This window comes from Nonomuraea sp. MG754425, from assembly GCF_021699195.1.
In the GTDB taxonomy this organism is placed as follows: Bacteria; Actinomycetota; Actinomycetes; order Streptosporangiales; family Streptosporangiaceae; genus Nonomuraea.
The window spans coordinates 1-269 of sequence record NZ_SSXE01000591.1; the positions used below are offsets into that span (position 1 = coordinate 1).

A 269-nucleotide genomic window follows, 5' to 3' on the forward strand; every position below is an offset into this window, starting at 1 on the left:
GCCCAGGGTAAGTCGGGGCCTAAGGCGAGGCCGACAGGCGTAGTCGATGGATAACGGGTTGATATTCCCGTACCCGCTTCAATGCGCCCATATTGAACCTCGTGATGCTAAGAGTCCTTAGCTCGGGTTGTCCTTCGGGACGGCCGTCAGGGTGAACGCTCGGTCCGATCGGGTAGTAGGTAAGCGATGGGGTGACGCAGGAAGGTAGTCCAGCCCAGGCGATGGTTGTCCTGGGGTAAGCATGTAGGGTGAGATGTAGGTAAATCCGC

The 269-nt window shown here is 58.4% G+C and carries 1 rRNA gene; it reads left to right on the forward strand.

Going from position 1 to position 269, the window contains the following annotated elements:
• Window positions 1-269: ribosomal RNA gene (locus FAF44_RS54105) — 23S ribosomal RNA — on the forward strand; the annotation flags it as partial.